Genomic DNA, 23,816 nt, shown 5'->3' on the forward strand with positions numbered 1-23,816 from the left:
GAGCAGGTCGATGCGCAGAAAGATTGGTATATCAACTCGTCTGGCCGCCGGAGTGCTCGCGGTCGCGGTCCTCGGGTCGCTGAACATGACCACGGCCAGTGCCGCCGACGCCGGGACCGACCCGACCGCAGCCGCTCGGGCGCGTGCGTCGTACGACGCGATCAACAAGTACTTCGACGCCGGCAAGGGGCTGCTGCTGGAGGAGTACCCGAACACCCAGAGCAACCCGTACTCGTACGTCTGGCCGTACTCGCAGGCGGCGATCGCGGCCGAGGACCTGGCCGGCGTACCGGGTGCGGGCCGCGCCGGCTCCGCGGAGGCCGATCGGCGGCTCGCGGCGTACGAGTTCTACTGGAACGCCGGGACGACGCCGCCCGGGTACGACTCGTACGTCCGGCCGCCGAACGGTCAGGGCGGCGACAAGTTCTACGACGACAACGAGTGGATCGGGCTGAACCTGATCCAGCGGTTCAAGCGGACTGGTGACCGTGCTGCACTCGCTCGCGCCAAGGAGATCTTCGCGCTCGTCGTCCACGGCTGGGACACGGATCCGTCGCACCCGTGCGCCGGTGGCGTGTACTGGACCCAGGCGCCGTGGAGCCAGGACCGCAACACGGTGTCGAACGGCCCGGGTGCCGAGCTCGGGGCGCACCTGTACCTGCTGACGCGGGACAAGTCGTACCTGACCTGGGCCCAGTGGATGTACCAGTGGGCGCAGGACTGCATGCTCGCGCCGAACGGGCTGTACTGGGACCACATCGACCTGGCCGGCAACATCGAGAAGACGCAGTGGAGCTACAACCAGGGCGTGATGCTCGGCGCCGGCGTGTTGTTGTTCAAGGCAACGGGTAACGTCCAGTACCTGCGCGACGCGAAGTCGGTCGCCAACGCCTCGCTGGCGTTCTACAACACGCCCGAGATCCTGGCGAAGAACGGTGCGGCGTTCAACTCGATCTGGTTCAAGAACCTGTTGATCCTGGACTCGGTCGCGCCGGATCCCCGCTACCGCAAGGCGATGCAGTCGTACGCCGACTACAACTGGAACACCACCCGGGACCCCGCGACGAACCTCTACAAGTTCCGTGAGGGATCGGTCGAGCTCCTTCAGCAGTCCGGTATCACCCAGGTCCACGCGCTCCTGGCGTGGCCGCGCTCGCAGTACCACCTGCTGGCCTGACGCCAAGGAAACAGCCAACACCCACCGCGCCTGACAACACCGCGCCGCCCGTCCCCGCAGGGGGCGAGCGGCGCGGTGGTTCTCTCTCAGGCTGCTGCTGATGCTGTCTTGATCTCCACCGGCGTGATCGGCGTACCGTCCTGGGGGCCGTTCTGCGGCGTGACGCCGGCCTCCGCGACCTTGTCTATCAGCTTCACGCTCGGCTCGTCGATCGTCCCGAACGCCGTGTACTGCGGGGTGAGCCCGGAGGCGTCGCCGTACACGATGAAGAACTGGCTGCCGTTCGTGTTCGCGCCGGAGTTCGCCATCGCGAGGGTGCCGCGGCCGTACTTCAGGGTCGGGTACACCTCGTCCGCGAAGCTGTAGCCCGGTCCGCCGGAGCCGCTCCCGCTCGGGTCGCCGCACTGCAGCACCTGCAGGCCTTCACCGACTGTCAGCCGGTGGCACTTCGTGTTGTCGAAGTACTTCTGGCCGACCAGGCTCAGGAAGCTCTTCACCGTGCAGGGCGCGAGTGCGCTGTCCAGGGTGAGCTGCAGGTCGCCGATGGACGTGTTCAGGCTGACCTTCGACGTACCCGACGCCTTGACCTTCCCGTCGGCCGGCGCGTTGACCTTCTTCGCGGCCGGCTCGGCGGACTTCTTGTACGTGCAGTTGACCTCGGACGCGAGCGGCGTCGCGCGCTTCGGGGCCGGTGCCATCGCGGTCGGGATGCTGGCCGGCTTGTTCTCCGGCGCCGCCGACGCGGAGGAGGCGGCCGGCTTGTCGTCGCCACCCACCCCGAACACCACGAAAACCCCCACGAGAACCACGACCACCGCCGCGACCGCAGTCATGGTGATCCCCAGATTCCGCCGCTGTCGCCGCCGCTCGAGCTCCCGCTCAGCCTGCCGCTTCGCCTTCCGCGCCGCCAGCTGCTGCTGATGGGTCTTCTTGGACATGCAGTAACCCTCCTCACCGAGACACCTGCAGGGAACCTACAGCGAAAACCTGAGAACTGTCTGTCAATCCAGCCAGACCAATTCCCAGCGGGGGTCACCACGGGCGCTGTCAGGGGGAGCCGGCGCCCCAGACGAGGCAGAACTCGTTGCCCTCGGGATCGCGGAGGACCTGCCAGAGGCCGCCGTCGTAGATGTCGTCGGCTCGGGTGGCGCCGAGGCTCAGGGCGTGGGCGATGGAGCGGTCCTTGGTGTCCGGAGGGACGTAGAGATCCAGGTGGACACGGTTCTTGCGGACCTGTTTGCCTTCGGAGACCCGCGCGAAGTCCAGTCGCACCCGTCCGCCGTGAAGCTCGACGACGCCGTCGTGCTCGGGACGCAGTTCGCCGCCGAGCAGTGCCTGCCAGAACTGCCCCAGCCGCTCCGGATCCGTACAGTCGATCGCCACCGCATCGATCACCGGCACCGGCAGGTACGCCGCACCGTCGTCCGCGGCCTGCACGGGCTCGGAGGACATCAGTCCTTGATCTCGCAGATGGCGGCGCCCGCCGAGACCGTGGCGCCTACCTCCGCACTGAGGCCGGTAACGGTGCCGGCCTTGTGGGCGTTCAGGGGCTGCTCCATCTTCATCGCCTCGAGGACCACGATCAGGTCGCCCTCGGCGACGGTCGCGCCTTCCTCGACGGCGATCTTGACGATCGTGCCCTGCATCGGCGACGTCAGCGCGTCGCCGGACGCGGCCGAGCTCTTCGTCCCGCCCGCCCGCCGCGACGGCTTCTTCTTCGACCCGCCGGCAGCGGGTGCGGCACCGATCGCACCGAGCCCGGCGGGCAGAACGACCTCGAGCCGCTTGCCCCCGACCTCGACGGTGACCTTCTCGCGCTCGGCGTCGGACGGCGCCAAGGCGGTCGGGCCCTCGTACGGCGTGAGCTGGTTGTCGTACTCGGTCTCGATCCAGCGGGTGTGGACCTTGAACCCGTCCGTCCCGACGAAGGCCGGGTCGGAGACGACCGCGGCGTGGAACGGGATGACCGTCGGCATGCCCTCGACGACGAACTCACGCAACGCCCGGCGCGACCGCTCCAGCGCCTGCGTCCGGTCCCGCCCGGTGACGATGAGCTTCGCGACCAGTGAATCGAACGCGCCCGGCACCGTCTCGCCCTGGTCGTACCCGCCGTCCAGACGGACACCCGGACCTGACGGCGCGTGCCAGCGCGTCAACGTTCCCGGAGCGGGCAGGAATCCGCGCCCGCCGTCCTCGGCGTTGATCCGGAACTCGATCGAGTGCCCGGAGATCTCCGGGTCGTCGTATCCGAGCTCCTCGCCGTTGGCGATCCGGAACATCTCCCGGACCAGGTCGAGCCCGGTGACCTCCTCGGAGACCGGGTGCTCGACCTGCAGTCGCGTGTTCACCTCGAGGAACGAGATCAGTCCGTCCTGTCCGACCAGGAACTCGCACGTCCCGGCGCCGACGTACCCGGCCTCGCGGAGGATCTTCTTCGACGACGAGTAGAGCAGTTCCAGCTGCTCGGGCGACAGGAACGGAGCCGGCGCCTCCTCGACGAGCTTCTGGTACCGGCGCTGCAGCGAGCAGTCCCGCGTCGACACGACGACAACGTTGCCGTGGGCATCGGCCAGGCATTGGGTCTCGACGTGCCGCGGCTTGTCCAGGTACCGCTCGACGAAGCACTCGCCGCGTCCGAACGCGCTGACAGCCTCGCGGGTGGCCGACTCGAACAGCTCCGGGACTTCCTCGAGCGTCCGCGCGACCTTCATCCCGCGCCCGCCACCGCCGTACGCCGCCTTGATCGCGATCGGCAGCCCGTATTCCTGGGCGAACGCCACCACCTCATCAGCGTTCGCCACCGGGTCCGGCGTACCAGGAACCTGGGGCGCGCCGACCTTCTCCGCGATGTGCCGCGCCTTGACCTTGTCGCCGAGCGAGTCGATCGCCGACGGCGGCGGCCCGATCCAGATCAGCCCGGCGTCGATCACCGCCTGGGCGAACGCAGCGTTCTCGGCCAGGAAGCCGTAGCCCGGATGTACGGCGTTCGCGCCCGAGCGGGCGGCCACGTCCAGGATCTTGCCGATGTTCAGGTAGGAGTCGGCCGGTGTCGACCCGTCCAGCGCGTAGGCCTCGTCGGCGAGCCGGACGAACAGCGCGTCCCGGTCCTGGTCGGCGTACACGGCGACGCTTTCCAGCCCCGCGTCGGCGGCGGCCCGGACGACCCGGACGGCGATCTCGCCCCGGTTGGCGACCAGCACCTTGGTGATCTGCAAGCTGTCGGACACAGCGACTCCCTTCGGCTGGCCCGAGTCTAGGGTCAAGGGGCCGCCCTGGGGGCAGGGTGTTGCTCACACCACGGTGGGTTGTCTCTCGAAGAACGTCTCCAGCACCACCACTGTCTGAGTGCTGGTCACCCCGTCCACCTGGTGGAGTGCACGCAGGGTCGCCTGCAGGTCCTCGGTGGTCGCCGTGCGGACCTTCACCAGGACCGACGCCGGCCCGGCGATGATGTGCGCCTCCTCGACCGCCGGGATCTTCCGCAACGCCTTCAGGGTCGGCTCGTCGCCCATCCAGGCGCCGGACTCGAGCATGACGAACGCCAGGACGCCGAGCCCGACCGCGGCCGGGTCCACGTCGACCGTCGTACGCCGGATCACGCCGGCCGCCTTCAGTTTCCGGACCCGTTCGTGGGCGGATCCGGCCGAGAGCCCGACCGCCTGCCCGAGCGCGGCGTACGACTGCCCGGCGTCCTCCTGCAACGCGGCCAGCAACCCACGATCCACATCATCTACTGTCATATCGGTCACAAACCAAATCTCGTTCTATATGGACGGTCAGCGACAGGATAGCGTTCCGCATATGACGATCACACTCAACGCAGCGCCGCCGCGGCTCCGGGCCGAGCTCGTCGTGCTCGACGAGCGCTTCACCAAGATCGCGGGCGACGAGTACCTCGAATGCCTGTACGACGGCGGCCGCTGGCTCGAAGGACCGGCGTACTCGCCGGCCTGGCGCTGCCTCGTCTTCAGCGACATTCCGAACGACCGGCTGCTCCGCTGGGACGAGTTCTCCGGCCAGGTCAGCGCGTTCCGCCAGCCCTCCGGCTACGTCAACGGCAACACCATCGACCGCGCCGGCCGCCTGATCAGCTGCTCGCAGGGCGATCGCCAGGTCGTGCGAACGGAGTACGACGGCAGCCGCACGGTCCTCGCCTCGCACCTCGACAGTTCGGGGTCGAGCCGGCGGTTGAACAGCCCGAACGACGTGGTCGAACGCAGCGACGGGTCGATCTGGTTCACCGACCCGCCGTACGGGATCACCTCGAGCTACGAGGGACACGCCGCCGAGCAGGAGATCGACGGTTGCCACGTCTACCGGATCGCCCCGGACGGCGCACTGACCGTCGTCGCGGACGACTTCATCCGTCCGAACGGGCTCGCCTTCTCCAACGACGAGAGCCAGTTGTACGTCGTCGACACGCCGGGCAAGCACATCCGCCGGTTCGACGTGGACGGCGAGAAGCTGACCGGGGGTGAGGTGTTCGCACCGTGCGAGGGCGGAATGTTCGACGGCATCCGGTTCGACAACACCGGCCGGGTCTGGGCGGCCACGCACGAAGGCGTGCACTGCTTCGATCCCGACGGCACGCTGATCGGCAAGCTGGTGCTCCCGGACGTGGTGTCCAACCTGACCTTCGGCGGCCCGAAGGGCAACCGCCTCTTCATCACCGCGACCACCTCGGTGTGGTCGTGGCTGACCAACGTACAGGCCGCCCCGAGATAGCGCAGGAGAACCGCATAGGCTCTTCCGCGAGTGTTCGCAGCCGAGTTCGCGAGGAGTCGTGATGACCGGAATTCTCGAGCCGTTGGCAGGGACCGCGCCGGCCGTCTGGGAGAAGCTGGACGACCGCTTCGAAGGTATCCGTGGCGACAGCCGCCTCGAACGGCTGTGGACCGGTGGCCGCTGGGTCGAGGGCCCGGTGTACTCCGCCGCGGGCCGCTACCTGTTGTGGAGCGACATCCCGAACGACCGGATCCTGCGCTGGGACGAGACGTCGTACCAGGTCTCCGTCTTCCGGCACCCGGCCGGCAACACCAACGGCCACACCCGCGACACCGAGGGCCGGCTGGTGAGTTGCGAGCACGGCAACCGGCGCGTGACGCGGACCGAACACCACGGCGGTATCACCGTGCTCGCCCACGAGTACGACGGGAAGCGGCTGAACTCCCCGAACGACGTGGTGGTGAAGCGCGACGGGTCGGTCTGGTTCACGGATCCGGCGTACGGGATCGACAGCGACTACGAGGGGTACAAGGGCGAGATCGAGACCGGCGGCTGCCACGTGTACCGGGTCGCGCCGGACGGTGGGCTGACCCGCGTCGCCGACGACTTCGACCGGCCGAACGGGCTCGCGTTCTCACTCGACGAGTCGTTGCTCTACATCACCGATTCGGAGCAGGGGACGATCCGCGTCTTCACCGTCGACGGCGACACCCTGAGCGGCGGCGAGCTGTTCGCCGAGTGCGGCAACGGCATCTTCGACGGCATCCGCCTCGACACCCAGGGCCGCGTCTGGGCGTCGGCCGCGGACGGCGTGCACATCTACCACCCCGACGGCACGCTGCTCGGCAAACTCCTGGTCCCCGAGACCGTCAGCAACCTCACCTGGGGCGGCCCGAAACGCAACCGCCTCTTCCTCACCGCGACCACGTCGGTCTACTCCCTCTTCACCACGGCCAACGGAGCCCCGGAGGCCTACGGCCCCCGGGGCTGAGCGCTCTAGAGCTTCTTGGCCTGGTCGATGATGGTGAAGACGGCCAGGAAGCCGAAGGCCAGGAACGAGAACCAGAGGACGGCCGAGCGCCAGGTGGTGATCCGGATGGCGCGCGGGAGCGCCCTCGAGTTCATCCACCAGAGCAGGCCGGAGTAGACGAACATCATGGTGCCGGCGGTACAGGCCGAGATCACCAGGAGCACCAGCGGCTGCGTGAGGCCGGCCAGCAGGACGATGATGCCGAAGGCAACCAGTCCCCAGACCAGCCAGAAGTACAGCTTGGACTCGGTGAGGCTGGACTCGCGGAGGTACCGGGCCTTGACCATGTCGGCCGCCAGCCGGGACGTGTAGTCGACGATGCCGGCCGCGGCGGCGAACAGCGAGAAGGCGCCGATCGCCCAGAACAGGTAGCCGAACCAGCCGCCCACCAGGGTCTGCAGCGTCGTACCCTCGATCTTCAGGAAGCCGATGTTGTTCTTCACGTTGCTGTCACCGAAGAGGGTGGCGTGCGCGAGCATCGAGGTGAAGACGATCGTGACGACAGTGATCGCCACGAAGGTCGCGGCCTGCTCGATGTTCGCGAACTTCCACCAGCGCTTCCAGCGGGCCAGGTTCTCGTCGTTCGGCGGGAACGTGTAGCCGTTGGCGGTCGGGTCGGCCTCGGTCTCACCGGTCACCGGTGACGTCAGCCGCGGCACGTGCACGCCCATCCCGAACCCCTTGTCACGGATCCAGTTGCTCTGCACGAGGTTCTGGCCGCCACCTGCTCCGGCGTACGCGATCGCGCCCATCACCAGCGCGAACCCGAGCTGCTCGGCCGGGAACTGCGGGTGCGTGACCGCGTCCCCGAGCGCGCCGTACGTCTTCCCGCGGATCGCGAAGGCGAGCGCAAGGATCACGAGCAGCGCGACGGCGGCGATCTTCACCGCGATCAGCCGCTCGAGCATCACGTAGACGACCGGCGCGAGGGTCAGGATCGCGCCGATCAGCACCAGCATGCCGATCGCGATCCAGCGCGGGTTGCCGGCGCCGAACAGGTACGTGAGCATGCTCGCCGAGCTCGTCGCCCAGCCCGGCCAGAGGTTCGCGAAGTACGTCATGATCGCGAAGAACAGACCCCAGTGCTTCCCGTACCGGTTGAAGCCGGTCAACGCTGTCTCACCAGTTGCCAGCGTGTACCGCTCGATCTCCATGTTCAGGAACCACTGGACCACCACGCCGACGACGGCGCCCCAGAGGAACACCAGGCCGACCTGGCTGGAGATGTAGGGCCAGAGGATGAACTCTCCCGAGGCCAGACCCACCCCGGCGCCGACCATGCCGGGGCCGATGATCTTCCAGGTCTTGGTGGGCGGATCGGGAAGGTCGCGAACCTGCGGTGCGGGCAGGTTCTTGGTCGGTAGCGCGAATCGTCCGTGGTCAGTCGACTTGGTGTCCGCCATGAGGCTCCTCACTTCCTCGACCCCCCTCTGACCGGAGGGTAGCGAATACTGTCGACCAGGGCGACCCGACACAGCCGAATGGCAGACTGGCGCCCATGGGTGGGGTGACAGTCCTGATCGCGTCGTACGCCGGTGCCGCCAGCGCACCCGCCTACGCGCGCCTGGCCGGCCTGGCCGCCGAACTACCGGGGGAGCAGCTCGTACGCCGGGACGCCGGGCAGCCCGTCCTGGTGTACGACGACGCGGCAGACGCGATCGCCGCCGCCGGGACGCTCCGTGAGGGAGCCTCCCGAGTGCCCGCCGGCGAACTGCTCCGGATCGCCCTGCACGCCGCACCGACCGCCACACCCGCGGTCCGCCACGCCGAACAGGTGCTGGCCCTCGCCAACCCCGGCCAAACGTTGCTCACTGCAACAACTGCCGCGGGCCTCCGGGACGCTCCGGACCTGACCGACCTCGGCGTGCACCGCTTGCGTGATCTCGGTTCGCCCGAGCGGATCTTCGAGCTCACCACCACGAACGAGCCGCTGCGTTCCCTCGATCGGGTGCCGAACAATCTGCCCGTCATGTTCACCAGCTTCATCGGCCGGGAGACCCAGGTCGCAGCGCTCCGAACACAGCTTTCCGGCAGCCGCCTCGTCACCCTCACCGGACCGGGTGGGAGTGGAAAGACCCGGTTGGCCGCTCAAACCGCGGCGCAACTGGCCGAACGCTGGCCGGACGGTGTCTGGTGGGTCGATCTCTCCGCAGTCACCGACAGTGCGCAAATCCCCGAGACGGTCGCCGCCGCGAGCGGTCTCCTGGTCGAGTCCGGCGACCGATTGCTCATCGGGCAGCTCCGGACCAAACGTGCCTTGATCTGCCTCGACAACTGCGAGCAGATCATCGAGGGTGTCGCCGAGTTCGTTGTCGCCCTGCAGACCGGCTGTCCGGAGGTCACCGTCCTCGCGACGAGCCGGGAGCCGCTGGACATCCCCGGCGAGGCGATCTGGCGCGTCCCCGCCCTCGCCCCCGATGAAGCCCGGGCGCTGTTTCTCGAACGCTCCGGCACCGGTTTTCCGGACACGAAGCAGGCGACGTCGTCGGAGTCAGAACCGGCCGGATCGTCGGAGTCCGATCAGGCGGTCCGCTCGATCTGCGCGCGCCTCGACGGCATCCCACTCGCCCTCGAGCTCGCCGCCGCCTGGGCCCGCACGCTGACACCTACGCAGATCGAAGCAGGCCTGAGCGACCGGTTCGGCCTGCTGACGAAGAACGTTCGTGGTGTCGCCGCTCGCCAGCGCACGCTCGCCGCATCCATCGACTGGAGCTACGACCTGCTCGACGAGGACGAGCGCCAGGTCTTCCGCCGTCTCTCGGTCTTCGCCGGAGGGTTCACCCTCGACGCCGCATCGGCCGTCTGCGGCGCCGTACTCGAGGTACTCGCGAGGCTTGTCGACAAATCGCTCGTTGTCGCCGAGGGCGGGCGGTACCGGCTGCTGGAGACGATCCGCGAGTACGCCGGAACACGTTTGACGGCCGATGACGACGTACGGGATCGGCATCTCGACCACTACCTCCAGATCGCCGAGGCCGCAGAACCCCTACTGGACAAGGATCGTGACGCCTGGCGAGCGCTGATCGAACCGGATCGCGAGAACTATCGTGCCGCCCTGGAACACGGGCTTTCCGCGGACGATCCCGAGCGCGGCCGGCGACTGGCCGCGGCGCTTCGGTGGCTGTGGAACCTGCAGGCAACCGGTAACGAGGGCATCGGCTACCTGCGCCGCGCGATCGAACGTGCGCCGGACGACAGAACATTGCTGCAGGCCCGTTTGCTCTACGGGTACGCGACGGTTGCCGACACCGTCGATCCGTTCGGGTACGACGCCGCGGGTCGTGGACTCGAGCTCGCGACCGAGTTGGGTGACGACCGGCTGCGTTCGCTGTTCCTCGCACTTGTCGCGGTCGGGGAGTTCTTCACGGACTTCCAGAAGGCGTGGGATCTGACGGCGGAGGGTGTACGGCTCGCCGACGGGATCGGTGACGAGTCGGCCCGGAACGCGAACGTCGCCCTGCAGTGCGTACTGCTCTCGCTGTGGGACCGTCATGACGAGCTCCGTCCGCTGCTCGATCGCGCCGCCGACGGCCTGACCACCAGCGGCGAACGCGGTATCGCTTCCACCGTGCTGACCGTCTGGTCCGAGAGCCTGGTCTCCACCGGCGAACCCTTGAAGGCAGTCGAGATCGCCGAACGCGCTCTCGCCGCCGCCGAACCGCTCGCCGACTTCCACCGCGTCGGCACCGCCCGCGGACAACTGGCGTCGGTGCTGGCCAGAACGGGCCGCCTCGACGAAGCCCGCGAGTTGATGCGGCCGCTGCTCGAGCTGGCCGACACGGCGGGCGCCGTCGTACCGAATCTCGGTCAGGTGATGGGGCTGATCTCGTTCTGGAGCGGCGAGTACGACGCCGCGGTTGAGTGGCTTGCCCGCGACACCGCACCGGACAGCCCGCTCGCCGGGACCTTCGCGCCCGCGATGTTGCTGCCCACGGTCGCCGCCGCCGAGCGCGCCCGTGGACACGACGCGACCGACCTCCTCGAACGCGCCGCGGAGCTGGCGCGTCGCTACAACCTCCCGCGGATCCTGGCCGACGCGCTCGATCAACTCGGTCGCATCGCGATCGTCGAACACCCCGACAAGGCGGCAGACCTCCTGCACCAGGCGCTGACGATCCGCGTCGACCACGGGCTGCGCACATACGTCATCGACAGCCTCGAGTCCCTTGCCCTACTGGCGATCCACACGAACCGTCCCACGGACGCGTCCCGTCTCGGCGGGGCCGCATCCGCCGCCCGTACGGCGCTCGGCCTGGCAACACCTCCCGACCTCCCGGCGCCCTTGGACGAAGCACGTCACCAGCCGGAGCGGAGCCAGGACGAGCCGCCGCTCCCGTTGGACGAGGCCGTCGCGTATGCCCGGCGTACGCGCGGTGCCCGCGGTCGCCCGTCGTCCGGCTGGGCCAGCCTCACGCCCACCGAGGCACAGGTGGTCGCGCTCGCGGTCGAAGGCCTGAGCAACCCGGAGATCGGCGAGCGACTGTTCATGAGCCGCGGCACGGTCAAGACCCACCTGGCCCACGTCTACGCCAAACTCGGCGTCGCCAACCGCACCGAACTGGCCTCGCTCAAGCTGGATTCATTCAGGCGGGCCTGAGCATCTCCAAAGCCTTCGCAATCCGCCGAGCCCGGGTCTCCGGCTTCTTGGCGTCGTTGATCGCGTTCACGTGCTCGCGCCGATGGCTGTAACTCAGCCCGTCGAACACCTCCCGCAACCCCGCCTCGGCCAACGCCGCCGCGAGATCCTCCGGCACATCCACAACTCGCTCACCGTTATCCCGCTCAACGGTCACAGTCACCGCGTCACCGGCCCCCTTCCCCAACTCGCTGCGAATGCTCTTCAGCACCCCCAACGCCATACACCCACCCATGGACGCGATCGACCCCCGATACCCCACCCCGTCAAACGTAGCCACCACCGGAATCCGCCCACCCCCACCCAGCGCAGCGACGACCTCCCCAGGAACCTCCACCCAAGCCCCACCACCGTCGTTCACCACGATCGCTGCCTCGAACGTCTCCATAGCTCGCACCCTAGGACGCGAGTTTGCTGGGCCACCAGACCTTCTTGCCGAGGTCGTGGGCCAGGGAGGGGACGAGGAGGGAGCGGACGACGGTGGTGTCGAGGAGGACGCCGAAGGCGACCATGAACGCTATTTGGGCGAGGAAGAGGATGGGGAGGACGGCGAGGGCGGAGAAGGTGGCGGCGAGGACCACGCCGGCGGAGGTGATGACGCCGCCGGTGACGGCCAGGCCGACGAGGATGCCAGGTCTGGTGCCGTGTTCCTGGGATTCCTCGCGGACGCGGGTCATCAGGAAGATCGAGTAGTCGATGCCCAGGGCAACCAGGAAGACGAACGCGTACAGCGGGATGCCCGGGTCGGCGCCGGGGAACTTGAAGACGTGGTTGAACATCAGCGCGCTGACACCGACGGTCGCGCCGAACGACAGCACGTTCGCGATCACCAGCAGGATCGCGGCGACCAGCGAACGCAGCAGCAGCATCAGGACGACGAAGATGACCGCGAGGATGGTCGGGATGATCACCCGCAGGTCGCGTTGCGCGGCGTCCAGTACGTCGAGATTGATCGCGGTGTTGCCGCCCACCAGGATGTCGGGGCTCACCTTGTCCAGTTCGGTCCGCAGGTGCTTGACCACCTTGGTCGCGTCCGGTGAGTCGGCCTGCACCTTCAACGTGGCCTGGACCAGTACTTTGCCGTCCACAACCTTCGGCGGTACGCCGGGAGCGGCTGAGGCGGATGCCCCGCCGACACCGTCGACCTTCGTCGCGGTCTGGACCACCTGATCTGCCAGTGCGACCGGGGTCAGGATCTGCACCGGCGTACCCGCTCCCGCGTCGAAGTGCTTGGCCAGCTCCTCCTGGCCGGTGACCGACTCGACGCTGTTCAGGAACAGGTCCTCTTGCGACGTACCACTCGCCTTGAAGGTCGGCAGGAACGCGGCGCAAGCCAGCAACGCCAGCGCCGTGATCGCCCAGACCCGCCGGGAACGCCGGCCGACCAGACCCGACACGCGTCCCCAGAGCCGGCGCCCGCCGACCTGGTCGCTGGAGTGCACGTGGTCGACGCGCGGGATCGACGGCCAGAAGATCCGCCGTCCGAACGCGAGCAGGATCGCGGGCAGGAACGTCATCGACGCGATCAGCGCACCGGCGATCCCGAGCGCGCCGACCGGCCCGAGGCCCTTGGTACTGCCGAGCTGCGAGAGCAGCAGACAGAGCAGGCCGAGGATGACTGTCGCGGCGCTCGCCGCGATCGGCTCGATCGAGGCTCGCCACGCGACCCGCATCGCCTGGAACTTGCTGTCGTAGTCGTGCAACTCCTCTTTGTAACGGGAGACGAGCAGCAGCGAGTAGTCGGTCGCGGCGCCGACGACCAGGATGAACAGGATGCCCTGGCTCTGACCGTTCAGTTGCAGTACGCCGTTCTTCGCCAGCGGATAGACCACGAGCGCGGCGAGCGCGAGACCGAAGACCGCGGTGAGCAGGACGGCGACCGGGAGGATCGGGCTGCGGTACACGATCAGCAGGATCACGAACACGACCGCGAGTGCGACCCCGAGCAGGATCCCGTCGATCCCGCTGAACGCGACCACGAAGTCCGCGAACACCCCGCCCGGGCCGGTCACGTAGACGGTGAGACCAGTTGGCGTGAGGTCCTGCTTGATATCGGTCCGCAGGCTGTCCGCGACGGCGTACAGGACCGTTTCGCCCTCCTCGACCACCTCGTCGGCGCGGTCCTGGTCGATCTGCACCGTGAGCAGCAGCGCCTTGCGGTCCTCCGACGGGATCGCCGGCGTGGCGGGACCGGTCAGGTAGTCGCCGAGCTTCTTGCCGGCGCCGAGGTCGAGTGTGGGGAGCTTCGCCTGGAACGCCTTGACGTTGGCGAGGTCGGCGGCCGTGATCCCGGACTCACGCTCGATCAGGACGAAGTACGGCAGCGCCTTGGAGTCGACGAACTTTGCGGTCTCGTTGGCGACCACCGTCGACTCGGCCTGTTTCGGAAGGAAGTTGGCGTTGTCGTTCTGCTGGACCTCGCTGAGCTTTCCGACCGCCGGTCCGCCGAGGGCGCCCAGCACGAGCCAAACGATCAGTACGGCGGCGATCCCCGCCCTCCACCTCCACCGGTTCACCGGGGAACAGTACCCGGAACCTCTCACCACCCGGCGACGGGTGTGCGGGAGCCGTTTCGGCGACGTAACAACAAGATGACTACGTGGAAACACCCCGGTCATAGCGTCCTGGCCTAATCGAACAGGTCGGATGATCGGAGACACGCGATGACGCTCGAGGCAGGACCGGAGGTCGCCACTACCCGCGACCGGACCGGTGCGGTCGGAACGGTCGAGGCACCGCGACGCGGGCGCTGGATCGATGTCTGGGATCCCGAGGACGCCACGTTCTGGGCCGAGAAGGGCCGTGCGGTCGCGCGGCGGAACCTGTGGCCCTCGATCTTCGCCGAGTTCCTCGGCTTCTCGGTGTGGCAGCTGTGGAGCATCGTCGTGGTGTCGATGCCCAAGGCGGGCTTCACCTACACGACGGACCAGCTGTTCTGGCTGGTCGCGCTGCCGAGCCTGGTCGGCGCGACACTGCGGTTGCCGTACACGTTCGCCGTACCGAAGTTCGGCGGCCGGAACTGGACGATCGTGTCCGCCAGCCTGCTGCTGGTCCCGACGCTGGGTCTGTCGTACTTCCTCAGCCGGCCGGACACGCCGTTCTGGCTGATGGTGCTGATCGCGGCCACGGCAGGCGCGGGCGGCGGCAACTTCGCCAGCAGTATGACCAACATCTCGTTCTTCTACCCGGAGAAGGAGAAGGGCTTCGCGCTCGGCGTCAACGCGGCCGGCGGCAACCTCGGCGTCGCGGTGGTGCAGCTCGTGGTCCCGATCGTGATCGTCGCCGGCGCCGGCCTGACGCTGAACCGGGCCGGTCTGATCTGGCTGCCGCTGATCGTCCTGGCCGCCTTCTGGGCCTGGAAGTCGATGGCCAACCTGTCGGCCGCGACCTCGTCGTTCCGGGCGTCGGTGGCGGCCGCGAAGCGCCCGCAGACCTGGATCATCTCGTTCCTCTACATCGGCACGTTCGGGTCGTTCATCGGCTTCTCCGCGGCGTTCCCGCTGCTGATCAAGACCACCTTCCCGGACATCACCGTGGCGCACATCGCCTTCCTGGGTGCGCTGGTCGGGTCGGTGTCGCGGCCGTTCGGCGGGAAGCTGGCCGACCGCGTCGGCGGGGCCTGGGTGACCGTCTGCTGCTTCGTGGTGATGGGCCTGGGCATCCTGGCCTCGGTCGTCGCTCTCAAGGCGGACAGCTTCGCCGGGTTCCTGATCAGCTTCTTGTTCCTGTTCGTGGCCAGCGGTGCCGCGAACGGATCGGTGTACCGGATGATTCCGGCGGTGTTCCGGCTCACCACGCCGGGCGACCCGGGCCGGGCCCGGCGTGAGGCCGCGGCCTGTATCGGGATCGCGTCCGCGGTCGGCGCGTACGGCGGTTTCCTGGTCCCGCGTGGATTCGCGATGTCGACGAGCCACTTCGGCTCGCTGATCCCGGCGCTGTACGTGTTCTGCGGGTTCTACGTGATCTGCCTCGCGGTGACGTACTTCTGCTACCTGCGCAAGGGCGGTTCGCTCAGCCGGGAGCACGTGTGACGGCAGTTGCGACTCATTGTCCGTACTGCGCTCTGCAGTGCGCCACCACGCTGCACCCGGTCGCTCGGCCGGGTGCGGTGGAGGTGCGGCCGCGCGACTTCCCGACCAACAAGGGCGGGCTGTGTCGTAAGGGCTGGACGGCTCCCGAGGTACTCACGGTGCCGGACCGGCTCACCATGCCGCTGGTCCGCAACGCCGCGGGCGAGCTGGTGGAGACGAGCTGGGATGCAGCGCTGGATTTCGTTTCCGACCGGATCAAGGCGTTGCAGGCCGCTCACGGGCGGGACGCGATCGCGGTGTTCGGCGGCGGCGGGCTGACCAACGAGAAGGCATACGCGCTGGGCAAGTTCGCCCGCGTGGCGCTGAAGACGGCGAACGTGGACTACAACGGCCGGTTCTGTATGTCGTCGGCGGCCGCTGCGACGAACCGGGCGTTCGGAATCGATCGCGGATTGCCGTTTCCGCTGGCCGATCTGGGTGGTGCGGGAGCAGTCCTCCTGGTCGGCAGCAACATTGCGGAAACGATGCCGCCGGCGGTGGCGCATCTGCAGGGCGCACGCGACTCGGGTGGACTTCTGGTCGTCGACCCGCGTCGCTCCGCAACTGCTGGTCTGACTGAGGAAAACGCTGGAATTCACCTGCAGGCGACACCTGGTACCGACCTCGCGTTGGTGCTTTCGCTCACCCACGTGGTGCTGCAGGAAGGTCTGGCGGACACGGCGTATCTGCAGGAGCGGACCGATGACCCGGATGCGCTCGTCCGTACGACGGCGTCCTGGTGGCCGGAGCGGGCCGAGCGGGTGACCGGTGTTCCGGCGGCGACGATCCGGCGGGCCGCACGGGTCCTGGCGGCGGCTGCTCCGGTGCATGGTGGCGCTGGGGCGTTCGTCCTGACGGGCCGCGGGGCCGAGCAGCACAGCAAGGGCACCGACACGGTGACTGCCTGCATCAACCTCGCGTTGGCGCTTGGCCTCCCGGGCCGGATGGGCAGCGGGTACGGCTGCATCACCGGGCAGGGAAACGGTCAAGGCGGCCGGGAGCACGGGCAGAAGGCGGATCAGCTGCCTGGGTACCGGAGCATCTCGGACCCGGCGGCGCGTGCCTACGTCGCTGGTGTCTGGGGCGTGGATCCGGACGAGCTGCCGGGGCCGGGGAAGAGCGCGGTCGAGCTCATCAACTCCCTCGGTACGACGGATGGTCCGAAGGCGCTGCTGGTGCACGGGAGCAACCTGCTCGTGTCGGCGCCGCACCTGTCGTCGGTACGGGAGCGTCTGGCGTCCCTCGACCTGCTGGTTGTCGCGGACGTCGTGCCGTCGGAAACGGCACTGCTCGCGGACGTGGTCTTTCCGGTCACGCAGTGGGCCGAGGAGGAAGGGACGATGACGTCCCTCGAAGGCCGGGTCCTGCGGCGGCGTGCCGCGGTGGCCGCGCCGGGTGAGGTGCGGAGCGATCTCGCGGTGTTCGCGGGGATCGCCGAAAGGCTCGACGTACCAGGGTTCTCGACTGATCCGGCCGAGGTGTTCGAGGAGCTGCGGAGAGCAAGTGCCGGCGGGAAGGCCGACTACTCCGGGATCACCTGGGAGCGCTTGGACGCGGACGAGGCGTTGTTCTGGCCGGTGCCGCACGAGGGGCATCCGGGGACGCCGCGGCTGTTTTCCGACGGATTTCCGACGGCGGACGGCCGGGCGCACGTCGTACCTGTCGATCACCGGCCGGTCGCGGACGATCTCAGCACGGAGGCACCGCTCTATCTGGTGACGGGGCGGTTGCTGCAGCACTACCAGAGCGGCGCGCAGACGCGGCGGGTTCCGGAGCTGGCCGAGGCCGAGCCCGAGGTGTACGCCGAGATTCATCCGCGGGTCGCCGCGCAGCTGGGGATCGGCGACGGGCGTCCGCTGCGGTTGCGGACCGCGCGCGGGTCGATGGTGCTGCCGGCGCGGGTGACGGCCGACGTCCGGCCGGACACCGTTTTCGTGCCGTTCCACTTCGGTGGCGCGGAGGCGGTCAACGAGCTGACCAACGACGCGCTCGACCCCGTGTCGCGGATGCCCGAGTTCAAGGCGTGTGCCGTCGAAGTCACCGCCGCTGCCCTGCCAGCGACGGGAGTTCCGGCATGAGAGTAGTGATCATCGGCGGCGGGATGGCCGGCCGGCGGCTGGCAGAGCTGTTGCCGTCGTACGACGTCACGGTCCTGGGCGACGAGCCGTCGTACAACCGTGGCCGGCTGACCGAGTACGTGGCGGGCCGCGCGGAGGTTGCTGTCGGCAACGAGCCGCTCAAGACCGCGGTGGCCGTAGATCGGGCACGGCGGGTTGTGACCGACGACGGTGGTCGCGAGCACCCGTACGACCGGTTGGTGTTCGCGACCGGTGCTGTGCCGGTGGTTCCGAAGGGCGTCGTGGGCGGGCAGCTGCTGAGGTCCGCGGACGACGCACGGGCAGTGGTTGCGGCAACAGGCACGGCCCGGCGTGCCGTCGTCCTCGGCGGCGGGGTGCTCGGGGTCGAGACGGCTTGTGCGCTGCGTGAACGCGGAGTCGCGGTCACGGTGGTGCACGACGGCGAAACCCTGCTGGACAAGACGGTTCGCGCGTCGGCGGGACGTCGCGTGACGCGCGCGGTCCGGCGGCTCGGTGTCGAGGTCCTCCTCAACACGGAACTTGACGGAACGGAACAAAAGAACGGCAGTTTCCGCGCCCTCCGGCTGCGGAACGGCCGCCAGGTGTTCGGCGATCTGCTGGTCGTCGCGTGTGGTGTCCGGGCCCGCACCGAGCTGGCGACCGGCCTGACGGTGCGCGACGGAATTGTCGTGGACACCACGATGACCAGCCCGGACGACCCACGGGTGCACGCGATCGGCGACTGTGCCGAGATCGACGGGCGCCTCACCGGCACGGTCGACTCGGCGTGGATGCAGGCCGAGGCGCTGGCGAAGCACCTGATGAACGAGACCGCGCAGCTACCTGACTACGAGGTCGTGCGTGTGACGGCCGGTGGCCTCGACCTGCTTGTTCTTGGCGACAAGGACGAGGACGGGGCCGTGGTCCGGCTCGAGGACGAGACGCGGTACGTGCGGGCCGTTCTGCGGGACGGCGTGGTCCGGTCTGCGGTGGCAGTCGGTGCGCCGGAGGTCGCCGCGGAGCTGGTGCTGCTGGCGGATCGGGGTACGCCGGTGGTGGCGGACGGGCTGCTCACCGAGCCCGACGTACCCGCGGTACAGAACAAGAAGGTGGCGACCGTGTGCAGGTGCAACGGCGTCACCAGGGTCGCGATCGAAGCGGCCTGGCGTGGGGGTGCCGACAGTGTCGCCGGCATCGCCGCCACGACGCGGGCGACGACCGGGTGCGGAAGCTGCACCGGCGCCGTCGGCGAACTGCTCGACCGCTTCCGGCGCGGCGAGACCGAACCAGTCCCGAGCAGGAGGGCGACGATGGCAGAGCTGAACAAGGCCAAGCACGTGGTGGTGGTCGGTGGGGGTATGGTCGCGCACCGGCTGGTCGAGGCGCTGCGGCAGCGCGATACGGACGTCAATTTCCGGATCACGGTCTTCGGCGAGGAGCCGCGGCTGCCGTACGACCGGGTTGCACTGACCAGCTACTTCTCCGGCCGCGACCCGCAGGACCTGTCGCTCGGCGACCCGGATCTCTGGGACGACCCGGCGGTCAACCTGCGCAAGGGCGTGCAGATCACGTCGATCGACACCACGGCGAAGACCGTCACCACTGCGCGCGGCGAGCAGGTCGGGTACGACGAGCTCGTCCTGGCGACCGGCTCCGCGGCGTTCGTTCCGCCGGTGAAGAACAACGACGCACAAGGCTGCTTCGTCTACCGGACCATCGACGACGTCGCCGCGCTGCGCGTGTACGTCGAGCGACTGAAGAGCGAAGGCAAGGACGTCAACGGCGTCGTCGTCGGCGGTGGTCTGCTCGGCCTGGAAGCGGCTGGCGCGCTGCGGGCGCTCGGCGCCGGCACCAAGGTCGTCGAGTTCGCGCCGCGGCTGATGCCGCTGCAGGTCGATGAGGGCGGCGGTTCCGCGCTGGCCCGGCTGATCGAGGGCCTCGATGTCGAGGTACTGACCGGGACGCAGTGTCAGCGGGTGAAGCTCACCTCGCAAGGTGCGGCCCGCGCGATGGGCGTTGCCGACGGCCCCGATCTGCCGGCCGACGTGGTGGTCTTCGCGGCCGGTGTCCGGCCGCGTGACGAGCTCGGCCGCGAGGCCGGTCTGCAGATCGGAGAGCGCGGCGGTGTCGTGGTCGACGAAGCCTGCCGTACGTCCGTTCCTGGTGTCTGGGCGATCGGCGAAGTCGCTTGTATCGAAGGGCGCGTGTGGGGCCTGATCGCCCCCGGCTACACCATGGCCGAGATCGTCGCGGACCGGTTGCTCGGTGGCGAAGCGACGTTCCCGGGCGCGGACACGTCGACGAAGCTGAAGCTGCTCGGCGTCGACGTCGCGAGCTTCGGTGACGCGTTCGGCGCCACCGAGGGCGCCCTCGACATCGTGTACGCCGACCCCGTGGCCGGTGTCTACAAGAAGCTCGTGCTGTCGGACGACGCCCGTACCCTGCTCGGCGGCATCCTGGTCGGCGACGCGTCGGCGTACTCCGGACTGCGGCCGATGGTCGGCCGGGAGCTCGGTGCGGACCCGGCCGCCTTCCTGCTGCCCGAGGGCGCCGGTCCGGTGCAGCTCGAGCTGCCTGACGACGCGCCGGTGTGCTCGTGCAACAACGTGTCCGCGGGGACGATCCGCTGCGCGGTCCGCGACGAGGGCTGCAGCGACATCAAGTCGGTGTGCGGGAAGACGAAGGCCGGTACGTCGTGCGGCTCGTGTCTGCCGATCGTCAAGAACCTCCTCAACACCGAGCTCACCAAGGCCGGCGTCGAGGTCAGCAAGGCGTTGTGCGAACACTTCGCGCTGTCGAGGGCCGAGCTGTTCGACGTCGTCCGGATCACCGAGCTGCGGACGTTCAGCGAGATCGTCGAGCGGCACGGCAGCGGTCGCGGGTGCGACATCTGCAAGCCGGTGGTCGCGTCCATCCTGGCGAGTCTGGACCCGGCCGGTCACGTGCTCGAGGGCGAGCGCGCGTCGCTGCAGGACACCAACGACCACGTCATGGCCAACATGCAGAAGGACGGCACCTACTCCGTCGTACCGCGGATCCCGGGCGGTGAGATCACGCCGGAGGGCCTGATCACGATCGGCGAGGTGGCGCGCGACTTCGGGCTCTACACGAAGATCACCGGCGGCCAGCGGGTCGACCTGTTCGGGGCGCGGATCGAGCAGCTGCCGGCGATCTGGAAGCGGCTGGTGGACGCGGGCTTCGAGTCGGGGCATGCCTACGGCAAGGCGCTGCGGACCGTGAAGTCGTGCGTCGGGTCGACCTGGTGCCGGTACGGCGTACAGGACTCGGTCGGGATGGCGATCGCGCTGGAGCTGCGGTACCGCGGGCTGCGGTCGCCGCACAAGCTCAAGCTCGGTGTCTCCGGCTGTGCGCGGGAGTGCGCGGAGGCGCGCGGCAAGGACGTCGGCGTGATCGCTACCGAGAAGGGCTGGAACCTGTACGTCGGCGGCAACGGCGGTATGACGCCGCGGCACGCCGAGCTGCTCGCCTCGGACCTGACCGACGAGGAGCTGTTCCAGGCGATCGACCGGTTCCTCATGTACTACATCCGCACCGGCGACCGCCTGCAGCGGACCGCGGTGTGGATGCGCGAGCTCGAAGGCGGCCTGGACCACGTGCGCGACGTCGTACTGAACGACAGCCTCGGCATCGCCGCCGACCTGGACGCGGCGATGGCCAAGCACGTCGACTCGTACGTCGACGAGTGGCAGGCGACGCTGAACGATCCCGGCAAGCTCGCCCGGTTCGTGTCGTTCGTGAACGCGCCGGACCAGCCCGACGCCGACCTGCGGTACGTGGTCGAGCGCAACCAGCCGCGCCCGGCCACCTCGGCCGAGCGCGGGCAGCTGGAGCCGGTCCTGCTGGCCGGCCCCCGATTGGAGGTACGTCGATGACCATGACAACTGTCGGGCACACCGTGGTCTGTGCTTTCGAGGCACTGTTGCCGGAGCGTGGCGTCGCCGCGTTGCTCGGGGAAGTGCAGATCGCGTTGTTCCGCACCCACGACGACGAGGTGTTTGCCATCGGCAACCAGGATCCGTTCAGCGGGGCGAACGTGATGTCGCGGGGCATCGTCGGCAGCCGCGGCGACGTACCGACGGTGGCGTCGCCGATGTTCAAGCAGGTCTTCGATCTGCGCACCGGGGCGTGCCTGGACGATCCGGAGGTGTCGCTGCCGGTGTACCCGGTCGAGATCGTCGACGGACAGGTCGTGGTGGGTCCAGGTGACTACTAGGCCGGGGCCGCTGAGCGGTTGCACGATCGCCATCACGGCGCATCGGCGTGCGGAGGACCTGATCGCGTCGTTCGAGCGGCGCGGTGCGAAGGTGCTGCACGCGCCGACCCTGCAGATCGTGCCGGTCGCCGACGACCACGCGCTGATCGAGGCGACCCGGCGGGTGATCGCGAACCCGCCGGACGACGTCGTGGTCACCACAGCGGTCGGGTTCCGCGGCTGGATCGAGGCGGCCGACACAGCCGGTCTCGCCGCGGACCTGCTGGGTACGTTGGAGCAGTCGCGAATCCTCGCCCGCGGTCCGAAGGCGCGCGGCGCGATCCGCGCGGCCGGGCTGGTCGAGCACTGGTCGGCACGGTCGGAGACGACCGCCGAGGTGGTCGAATGGCTGCGCGCGCAGGGCGTCGTCGGGCGGAAGATCGTCGTACAGCTGCACGGGTTGTCGGATCCGGCGTTGCAGGAGGCGCTGCGTTCGGCCGGCGGGTCGGTGCGTGGGCTGGAGGTGTATCGGTGGGGGCCTGCGCCCGATGCGGCCGTGGTGGAGCGGATGATCTCGCAGGTGTGCGCGGGGACCGTTGACGCCGTCGTACACACGTCGGCACCGGGTGCGCAGGCGATGCTTGACGCCGCGGCGTTGAACGGGCAGTACGACGACCTCACCTCGGCGTTGCGGACCGGGCGGGTGCTGAACGCCTGCGTCGGTCCGGTGACGGCGGCGCCCTTCGAAGCGCTGGGACTGGACCCGTTGGTTCCGGACCGGTATCGGTTGGGCGCGCTGATCCGGCTCGTGACCGATCGGCTCACAGACGACAACGCGCGGTCGATCGAGACGGCGTTCGGCCAGTTGGTGATTCGTGGAGGTGCTGCGGTGCTGGACGGTGTGGTGCTGCCACTCGGTCCGGGCCCGCGCGCCGTACTGGCCGCCCTGGTCGCGGCCGGTGGTGATGTGGTGTCGCGACCGGAGCTGCTCGCGGTGCTTCCTGGAGCTGAGGACGTACACGCGGTGGAGGTCACGGTGAACAGACTGCGTACGGCGGTCGGTCGTCCGGAACTGGTGCGGACGGTAGTGCGACGCGGCTACCGCCTGGCCGTAGAACCCGCCGGAGTTGCCTCATGACCGACCTCGTAGCCGTCGCCCACGGGACAGCCGACCCTCGCGGTATCCAGGTGATCCACGACCTCGTCCGGGAGATGGCTCGTCAACGCCCGGACCTGCCTATTTCGTTGGGTTTCGTCGACCTGCTGACGCCGGCGCTGCCGTCTCTCGTTCGTCGCGTCACCACGGACGCTTCGGACGCTGTCGTCGTACCGCTGCTACTGAGCTCCGGCTACCACGTGTACGTCGACGTTGCTGCCGAAGCGCAGCGCTATCCCGGGCGGGTTCACGCGGCCGCTGCGCTTGGTCCTGATCCCGTGCTCGTCGAGATCCTCGCCGACCGGCTCGGCGACCTGTCCCGCGTGGACACCGTCGTACTGGCCGCCGCCGGCTCCTCCGACCCCCGCGCGCTGGCCGACTGCGAGGAGACGGCGAGTCTGTTGGCTGAGCGCGTCGACCGGCCTGTCCAGGTGGCCTACGTGTCCGGCGCCGGCGACCGTCTCCCCGACGTACTCGCCCGCACCCCGGGCCGCCTGGCAATAGCGACGTACCTCTTGGCCCCCGGGTTCTTCCACAACCTCATCCACCGCCAGTCCGGCCCCCACCCCGTCACGCCACCCTTGGCCCCCCACCCCCACCTCGCCACCCTCGCCCTCCACCGCTACGAGGAGGCCCTCGAGCCTCGAGCAGTGGACTCGGTACGACGATCCGCGACGCACCGGGTGGGCGCGCCCGTCGCGCGGCGATGCTTGCGTGTGGGGTGATGGGCG

The 23,816-nt window shown here is 68.9% G+C and carries 17 protein-coding genes; 10 read left to right on the plus strand and 7 right to left on the minus strand.

What is annotated here, in order from left to right; genetic code table 11:
• Positions 1-10: 10 nt before the first annotated feature.
• Complete coding sequence (locus EV647_RS17805) at positions 11-1,177, plus strand: glycoside hydrolase family 76 protein (RefSeq protein ID WP_134004045.1); 1,167 nt, start codon at positions 11-13, stop codon at positions 1,175-1,177.
• An 86-nt stretch (positions 1,178-1,263) separates the two neighbouring features.
• On the opposite strand, the gene EV647_RS17810 is transcribed toward EV647_RS17805, so the two are convergent.
• From EV647_RS17810 to EV647_RS17825, 4 genes are all read right to left on the minus strand, one after another.
• A complete protein-coding gene (locus EV647_RS17810) occupies positions 1,264-2,115 on the minus strand; it encodes a peptidylprolyl isomerase (RefSeq protein ID WP_134004047.1) in 852 nt (283 codons plus the stop codon).
• Positions 2,116-2,224: 109 nt separating this feature from the next.
• A complete protein-coding gene (locus EV647_RS17815) occupies positions 2,225-2,629 on the minus strand; it encodes a VOC family protein (RefSeq protein WP_166680361.1) in 405 nt (134 codons plus the stop codon).
• Positions 2,629-4,404 (minus strand): biotin carboxylase N-terminal domain-containing protein, encoded by a 1,776-nt coding sequence (locus EV647_RS17820; protein WP_134004049.1) that lies wholly within the window; start codon positions 4,402-4,404, stop codon positions 2,629-2,631. The genes EV647_RS17815 and EV647_RS17820 overlap by 1 nt, the downstream gene beginning before the upstream one ends.
• A 63-nt stretch (positions 4,405-4,467) precedes the next feature.
• Positions 4,468-4,917 (minus strand): Lrp/AsnC family transcriptional regulator, encoded by a 450-nt coding sequence (locus EV647_RS17825; RefSeq protein ID WP_134004051.1) that lies wholly within the window; start codon positions 4,915-4,917, stop codon positions 4,468-4,470.
• Positions 4,918-4,978: 61 nt separating this feature from the next.
• On the opposite strand from EV647_RS17825, the gene EV647_RS17830 reads away from it, so the two are divergent.
• Together EV647_RS17830 and EV647_RS17835 are read left to right on the plus strand one after the other, a co-directional pair.
• Positions 4,979-5,902, plus strand: coding sequence for an SMP-30/gluconolactonase/LRE family protein (locus tag EV647_RS17830; RefSeq protein WP_134004053.1), 924 nt, complete (start codon positions 4,979-4,981; stop codon positions 5,900-5,902).
• 61 nt (positions 5,903-5,963) lie between these two features.
• Positions 5,964-6,893 carry an SMP-30/gluconolactonase/LRE family protein gene (locus tag EV647_RS17835; protein WP_134004055.1) on the plus strand — a complete coding sequence of 310 codons (930 nt, stop codon included), beginning with the start codon at positions 5,964-5,966 and terminating at the stop codon, positions 6,891-6,893.
• A 5-nt stretch (positions 6,894-6,898) separates the two neighbouring features.
• On the opposite strand, the gene EV647_RS17840 is transcribed toward EV647_RS17835, so the two are convergent.
• Complete coding sequence (locus EV647_RS17840; RefSeq protein WP_134004057.1) at positions 6,899-8,335, minus strand: Nramp family divalent metal transporter; 1,437 nt, start codon at positions 8,333-8,335, stop codon at positions 6,899-6,901.
• A gap of 95 nt (positions 8,336-8,430) precedes the next feature.
• Between EV647_RS17840 and EV647_RS17845 the strand changes: the two genes are divergently transcribed.
• Entirely contained in the window at positions 8,431-11,529 is a 3,099-nt protein-coding gene (locus EV647_RS17845) for a LuxR C-terminal-related transcriptional regulator (protein ID WP_134004059.1), read from the plus strand.
• Here the strand turns inward: EV647_RS17845 and EV647_RS17850 are convergent.
• Entirely contained in the window at positions 11,516-11,956 is a 441-nt protein-coding gene (locus EV647_RS17850; protein WP_134004061.1) for a YdeI/OmpD-associated family protein, read from the minus strand. The genes EV647_RS17845 and EV647_RS17850 overlap by 14 nt on opposite strands.
• A 10-nt stretch (positions 11,957-11,966) precedes the next feature.
• Positions 11,967-14,084 carry an MMPL family transporter gene (locus EV647_RS17855; protein WP_238177262.1) on the minus strand — a complete coding sequence of 706 codons (2,118 nt, stop codon included), beginning with the start codon at positions 14,082-14,084 and terminating at the stop codon, positions 11,967-11,969.
• A gap of 147 nt (positions 14,085-14,231) precedes the next feature.
• On the opposite strand from EV647_RS17855, the gene EV647_RS17860 reads away from it, so the two are divergent.
• Genes EV647_RS17860 through EV647_RS17885 form a run of 6 tightly spaced genes read left to right on the plus strand, consistent with a single transcriptional unit; the run spans position 14,232 to position 23,810 of the window.
• The gene (locus EV647_RS17860) at positions 14,232-15,599 is read left to right on the plus strand and encodes an MFS transporter (RefSeq protein ID WP_134004066.1); all 1,368 of its coding nucleotides are present in this window, start codon (positions 14,232-14,234) and stop codon (positions 15,597-15,599) included.
• Positions 15,596-17,716: a molybdopterin oxidoreductase family protein gene (locus EV647_RS17865; RefSeq protein WP_134004068.1), complete on the plus strand. Its 2,121-nt coding sequence runs from the start codon at positions 15,596-15,598 to the stop codon at positions 17,714-17,716. The genes EV647_RS17860 and EV647_RS17865 overlap by 4 nt, the downstream gene beginning before the upstream one ends.
• The gene (nirB, locus tag EV647_RS17870; protein WP_134004070.1) at positions 17,713-21,609 is read left to right on the plus strand and encodes a nitrite reductase large subunit NirB; all 3,897 of its coding nucleotides are present in this window, start codon (positions 17,713-17,715) and stop codon (positions 21,607-21,609) included. Before EV647_RS17865 ends, nirB begins: the two co-directional genes overlap by 4 nt.
• A complete protein-coding gene (gene nirD / locus EV647_RS17875) occupies positions 21,606-21,950 on the plus strand; it encodes a nitrite reductase small subunit NirD (RefSeq protein WP_134004072.1) in 345 nt (114 codons plus the stop codon). The genes nirB and nirD overlap by 4 nt, the downstream gene beginning before the upstream one ends.
• Positions 21,940-23,067, plus strand: coding sequence for a uroporphyrinogen-III synthase (locus EV647_RS17880; protein ID WP_166658589.1), 1,128 nt, complete (start codon positions 21,940-21,942; stop codon positions 23,065-23,067). Before nirD ends, EV647_RS17880 begins: the two co-directional genes overlap by 11 nt.
• Positions 23,064-23,810, plus strand: coding sequence for a sirohydrochlorin chelatase (locus tag EV647_RS17885; protein WP_134004074.1), 747 nt, complete (start codon positions 23,064-23,066; stop codon positions 23,808-23,810). The genes EV647_RS17880 and EV647_RS17885 overlap by 4 nt, the downstream gene beginning before the upstream one ends.
• Positions 23,811-23,816 lie beyond the last annotated feature (6 nt).

This window comes from Kribbella sp. VKM Ac-2566 (assembly GCF_004366005.1).
GTDB classification, from domain to species: domain Bacteria; phylum Actinomycetota; class Actinomycetes; order Propionibacteriales; family Kribbellaceae; genus Kribbella; species Kribbella pratensis.

Excerpts from the sequence above, each read along its gene's own strand:
- EV647_RS17805 (WP_134004045.1), top strand. The coding sequence starts at position 11 with ATGCGCAGAAAGATTGGTATATCAACTCGTCTGGCCGCCGGAGTGCTC.
- EV647_RS17810 (WP_134004047.1), bottom strand. The coding sequence starts at position 2,115 with ATGTCCAAGAAGACCCATCAGCAGCAGCTGGCGGCGCGGAAGGCGAAG.
- EV647_RS17815 (WP_166680361.1), bottom strand. The coding sequence starts at position 2,629 with ATGTCCTCCGAGCCCGTGCAGGCCGCGGACGACGGTGCGGCGTACCTG.
- EV647_RS17825 (WP_134004051.1), bottom strand. The coding sequence starts at position 4,917 with ATGACAGTAGATGATGTGGATCGTGGGTTGCTGGCCGCGTTGCAGGAG.
- EV647_RS17830 (WP_134004053.1), top strand. The coding sequence starts at position 4,979 with ATGACGATCACACTCAACGCAGCGCCGCCGCGGCTCCGGGCCGAGCTC.
- EV647_RS17835 (WP_134004055.1), top strand. The coding sequence starts at position 5,964 with ATGACCGGAATTCTCGAGCCGTTGGCAGGGACCGCGCCGGCCGTCTGG.
- EV647_RS17840 (WP_134004057.1), bottom strand. The coding sequence starts at position 8,335 with ATGGCGGACACCAAGTCGACTGACCACGGACGATTCGCGCTACCGACC.
- EV647_RS17845 (WP_134004059.1), top strand. The coding sequence starts at position 8,431 with ATGGGTGGGGTGACAGTCCTGATCGCGTCGTACGCCGGTGCCGCCAGC.
- EV647_RS17850 (WP_134004061.1), bottom strand. The coding sequence starts at position 11,956 with ATGGAGACGTTCGAGGCAGCGATCGTGGTGAACGACGGTGGTGGGGCT.
- EV647_RS17860 (WP_134004066.1), top strand. The coding sequence starts at position 14,232 with ATGACGCTCGAGGCAGGACCGGAGGTCGCCACTACCCGCGACCGGACC.
- nirB (WP_134004070.1), top strand. The coding sequence starts at position 17,713 with ATGAGAGTAGTGATCATCGGCGGCGGGATGGCCGGCCGGCGGCTGGCA.
- nirD (WP_134004072.1), top strand. The coding sequence starts at position 21,606 with ATGACCATGACAACTGTCGGGCACACCGTGGTCTGTGCTTTCGAGGCA.
- EV647_RS17885 (WP_134004074.1), top strand. The coding sequence starts at position 23,064 with ATGACCGACCTCGTAGCCGTCGCCCACGGGACAGCCGACCCTCGCGGT.